At 65.6% G+C, this 4621-nt stretch carries 5 protein-coding genes; 2 read left to right on the top strand and 3 right to left on the bottom strand.

Annotated elements, in window-relative coordinates:
- Positions 1 to 1106, top strand: a 1106-nt coding sequence (locus ACO48X_RS10830; RefSeq protein WP_485002096.1) for an MFS transporter, incomplete at its 5' end; no start/stop codon positions are given.
- 25 nt (positions 1107 to 1131) lie between these two features.
- Here ACO48X_RS10830 and ACO48X_RS10835 read toward each other — a convergent pair.
- From ACO48X_RS10835 to ACO48X_RS10845, 3 genes are all read right to left on the bottom strand, one after another.
- Complete coding sequence (locus tag ACO48X_RS10835) at positions 1132 to 1626, bottom strand: NADPH-dependent FMN reductase (RefSeq protein WP_485002097.1); 495 nt, start codon at positions 1624 to 1626, stop codon at positions 1132 to 1134.
- 121 nt (positions 1627 to 1747) lie between these two features.
- A complete protein-coding gene (locus ACO48X_RS10840) occupies positions 1748 to 2290 on the bottom strand; it encodes an NADPH-dependent FMN reductase (protein ID WP_485002098.1) in 543 nt (180 codons plus the stop codon).
- Between the two features lie 313 nt (positions 2291 to 2603).
- Entirely contained in the window at positions 2604 to 3716 is a 1113-nt protein-coding gene (locus ACO48X_RS10845; protein WP_485002099.1) for a D-alanine--D-alanine ligase family protein, read from the bottom strand.
- Positions 3717 to 3767: 51 nt separating this feature from the next.
- Between ACO48X_RS10845 and ACO48X_RS10850 the strand changes: the two genes are divergently transcribed.
- Entirely contained in the window at positions 3768 to 4553 is a 786-nt protein-coding gene (locus ACO48X_RS10850; RefSeq protein WP_485002100.1) for a trans-sulfuration enzyme family protein, read from the top strand.
- The last annotated feature ends 68 nt before the right edge of the window (positions 4554 to 4621 follow it).

Raw genomic sequence — 4621 nt, forward strand, 5'->3', positions numbered from 1 at the left:
CAGCTTGCGCCCTCGCTCCGACGCCGCAGGCGCTCATCGTCGCCCGAGCAATCCAAGGGGCGGGAGGCGCGGCGATCGTGACGCTTTCCCTCGCCCTCCTCGTCGACGCCGTCCCTCGGCGCCTGCGCGAACTCGCGATAGGCGTGTGGGGCGGAGTCAACGGCCTCGGAATAGCGACGGGCCCGCTTCTCGGGGGCGCGGTCGTCTCGGGGCTGCACTGGTCGGTCGTCTTCTGGATCAATGTTCCGATCGGCGCCCTGTGCTTGCCGTTCGTTCCGCGATTCCTCCCCCGGGCCGCAGCCGGCTCAAAAGGGGCGGACCTGCCGGGAATCGCTCTCGGCGTCGGATTCGTCTTCCCGCTGACATGGGCTGTCGTCGAAGGCCCGACCAGGGGCTGGACGGACGGCCTGACCGTCGGGGGCTTCGCGGTCGCCGGAACATGCCTTGCTCTCTTCCTTTTCAGGGAACGCTCGGCAAAAGCCCCCGTCATGCCTTTGAGTTTGTTTGCCAACCGGCGTTTCTCGCTGGTCAATGCGGCAACGGTTCTCTTTGCGGCAGGCGTTTTCGGGGCGATCTTCTTCTTGAGCCAATTCCTCCAGATCACACTCGGATACAGCGCATTCGAAGCGGGGCTGCGAGCCGGCCCATGGACCCTCGTGCCGCTGTTCGTCTCCCCCGCCTCCGGCGGACTCGTCAAACGACTGGGAGTTCGGCGCGTGCTCGTCACCGGAATGTTCCTTCAGACGGTCGCGCTCGCGTGGTTCGCCGTGAAGGTCGGGGCCGATGTCCCTTACGGCGATTGCATAGCGCCCATGGCAGTCGCCGGACTCGGAATGGGACTGAGCTTCGCCCCGTTGGCGACCGGCGCCCTCCAGGGCGTTTCCGCAGACCGACGCGCGGTCGCCTCGGGCGTCAATTCGACTCTGCGCCATCTAGGAGTGGCGATCGGCATAGCGGCATGCACGGCGATCTTCACGGCGCACGGAAAGTACCTTCCCGGCCAGCCTTTCGTCGACGGAGTCAAACCCTCTCTGTGGCTGTGCGCAGCGCTTCTGGCAGCGGCGACGGTTTGCGTCGAACGCTCCGATCGCGCCGCACGACGCTAGCGCACGGCGATCGCCCGAGGGAGAGTCATTCCGACGCCTTGACGAAATCGACGAAGCCGCCGATGAATTGGGCGAGGAAATCGCGCGAGCCCTCGGCTACGCCTCCCTCGGGCGTGATCCCCGCCTGCTGTGCGTTGACGTACGCCTCATGTGGGTAGAGCTTCGAGCCGAAGAACGTGAGCGGGCCTCGCAGATGCGTCTGGGCGATCCCCGTCGCAACGGGGCTCGGCGAGACTCCGGCCAGCGCGACCGGCTTGCCCGCGAGCGAGGCGGTTCCCCAGGGGCGGGAGGACCATTCGACGGCGTTGGCAACGGCCGCGGAGTACATGCGATTGTGCTCGGGCGTGACGATGACGACGCCGTCGGCCTCGTCGACGGCCTTCTTGAAGGCCGTGGCGACTTCGCCGATGTCGAGGTCGATGAATTCGACGCCCTCGGGGGCGAGGGAAACGAGGGCCTTGGCCAGGCCCCTGTTGAGGGACGTCGAAGAAAGCGATCCGACCATGTAAGCGATCTTCATATATGCCTTTCGTCGCGCGGAAGACATGCGGGCCTCCCGAATTGAATGAACGTTCAACAATCATACGCACTGAACGCCAACCGAGAAACTCCGTATGCTGACGACGAAATCGACTCACCGGTCAATCGCGGTAGAACTCTTCGACGAAGTCGATGAAGCCGGAGATGAACTCCTGAAGATAAGGCCTCGCACTCTCGGCGAAAAGGCCTTCCGGCGTGATTCCCGCATCGACCGCGTTGATGTAGACCTCGGCCGGATAGACCGTCGAGCCGCAGAACACAAGAGGCGCCCGAAGGTGGACCTGCGCGAGCCCGGTGGCCTCGTTGCTCGGAGCGGTGCCCGTGACGGCGACGGGCTTGCCGGACCACGCCGAGCTTCCGAACGGGCGCGACCCCCATTCGATGGCGTTGGCCAGCGGCGCCGAGTACATGCGGTTGTGCTCTGGCGTGATGAACACAATGCCGTCGACGCCGAGGATGGACTGCTTGAAGTCCAGGGCGATTTGCGGCCAGTTCCCGTCGAGGTCGCGGTTGTACATCGGGAGGTCGGCTATGGGCAGCTCCACGAAATCAACGCCGAGGGGCGCGACGGCGATGAAGGCTTTGGCCAATCCTCGATTGAGCGATTCCTTTGACAGCGAACCGACGATGTAACCGATCTTCAAGCCGGTCTTTCGATCTGGGGGCGCCGATCGTTCAGCAGGCGCCTTTGGGTCCGGGGCAGTCGATCGTTCGGCGACCGCCTTTTCTTCCGCGGCCGTCGCTCCGTCGGCGGGCGCCTTTGGGTTCGGGGGCGCCGCAGCCTCGGCTCGATGCCTTCCAGGTGAGCGTCGAGTTCTTCTTAGTTCCGGGGAGGGTGAGAATCCGCCGTTAGACAACATTAACCTTCAATCTGTGGATGCGACCTTGTGCGTGAGGCGGCCCGCCGGGGCTTCGCCGATCGCGTCCACGGGACAAATCGAACGTTCGCAGAGGCCTTTACCGCAGGCCCACGGGGCGTTCGAGTGCGAGGGCGACAAGCTCGTCGATGAGCTCGGAATACGGGATTCCCGTGTGTTCCCAAAGGATCGGATACATAGAGAATTCCGTGAAGCCGGGAATCGTGTTGTGCTCGTTGACGAGTATTTCGCCGTCGTCGGTCAGGAAGAAGTCGACCCGGGTCATTCCCTCGCAGTCGAAGGCCTCGAAGACCCTCGCGGCGATCCGCCGAGCCTCGCCTTCGACGTCGGCCTCAACCGGCGCGGGAACAGCCATATGGAAGCCTTCCGTCTGGATGTACTTCGTCTCGAAGTCGTACCAATCGGTCCCGTCCATGACGATCTCGCCCAGGATCGACGTTCGGGGGGCGGCGTCGCCCCTGCCGCCGAGCACGGCGCACTCGACCTCCCGGCCTTTGACTCCCTGCTCGACGATCACCTTCGGGTCGACCTTCTGCGCCGCGGCGATCGCCTCTTCAAGCCCGCCGGGCTCTATAACCTTGCCGATTCCCAAGGACGACCCTGCGCGCGCGGGCTTGACGAACACGGGGAAGGTCAGCTTCTCCGCGATCTCCGCGAGGATCTGCCCTTTCTCCGTCCGCCACCTTCTGGGGGCGACGAGCACGTACGGGGCGACGGCGATGCCCGCCGACTCCAGGACGACCTTCATGAAGTGCTTGTCCATTCCGGCGGCCGAGGCGAACACTCCGCAGCCGACGTAGGGAACGCCCGCCATTTCGAGGAATCCCTGGATCGTCCCGTCCTCGCCGAAGGGGCCGTGAAGCAGCGGGAACGCCACGTCGAAGCTTCCGAGCGCCTCAACGACAGGCGCGCCGCCCTCCGATTCGACGACGGTCAGGGCGCGCGGCGTTCCCCCGATCTCCATGAGCACGCGGCTGGGGGATCCGCCGACCTCTCCTTGGGGGCCGGCCGCCTCCAGCGCATCGGGGTCCGCGGATCCGGGAACCCACGTGCCGTCGCGCCGTATCCCGATGGGGACGACGTCGTACTTGTCCGGGTCCATAGCGCGTAAAACCGATGCGGCGGTCATACACGAAACCGAATGCTCGCCCGAAGCCCCGCCGTAGATGAGGGCCACACGCGTCTTTGCCATTATCCGGTCACCTTCCACTTTCGGTACCACTAAAGCGATAGCCTACATCGTATGAGTGAAAATCATGGCCTCGCACCTGCGACCATCGCCGTGGCATCGGCACGGCCGACACGCTCCCAAGGCTCTCCTGTCAACCCGCCGATCACGCTTTCGTCAACTTACCACTCGATTGGTTCTCCAGACGGATCCATGCTTTACTCGCGATGGTCCAACGAGACGTGGCATCCGGCCGAGGAGCTGATCGCCGAGTTAGAGGGCTCTCCCCTGCCGGCGCTCCTCCATTCCTCGGGCATGGCGGCAGTGGCGAACGCCATGCATCTGAATCGACCAGGGGCTCCCGTCGTCATGCCCCGGCACGCCTACCACGCCTCGCTCATCGTGGCCCACGACCGTTCAACCCGCGAAGGCGGCCAGGTCCGCGAGGTCGACGTCGCGAACACCGACGCCGTCGTCGCCGCGATCCGCGCGGACGGCGAGGCCGCGGGGCTCGTGTGGATCGAATCGCCCACGAACCCTATGCTCGAGGTCGCCGACATCCCTGCGATCTGTGAAGCCGCTCACGCCGCCGGCGCGCTCGTGGCGGTCGACAACACCTTCGCCACGCCTCTCGGGCAGCGCCCCCTCGAGGCGGGCGCCGACGTCGTCGTCCATTCGGCGACGAAGTACCTGTCCGGGCATTCCGACGTCGTCCTCGGCGCCGCGCTGGCCTCGCGCGGCGACCTTCACGAAGCCCTGCACGAGGAGCGCACCGACGCCGGCGGGGTCGCGGGCCCGGTCGAAGCTTGGCTTCTGCTGCGCTCAATGCGCACGTTCCCCTTGCGGATGGAGCGCATCTAGGCGAACGCCGCCGCGCTCGCCCGCCGGCTGGAGGAACACCCCCTCGTCGCCGAGGTCCGCCACCCGTC

The organism is Peptidiphaga sp., assembly GCF_057238965.1.

Coding starts and splice junctions, on each gene's coding strand:
- ACO48X_RS10835 (WP_485002097.1), bottom strand. CDS start 1,626: ATGAAGATCGCTTACATGGTCGGATCGCTTTCTTCGACGTCCCTCAAC.
- ACO48X_RS10850 (WP_485002100.1), top strand. CDS start 3,768: ATGAGTGAAAATCATGGCCTCGCACCTGCGACCATCGCCGTGGCATCG.
- ACO48X_RS10845 (WP_485002099.1), bottom strand. CDS start 3,716: ATGGCAAAGACGCGTGTGGCCCTCATCTACGGCGGGGCTTCGGGCGAG.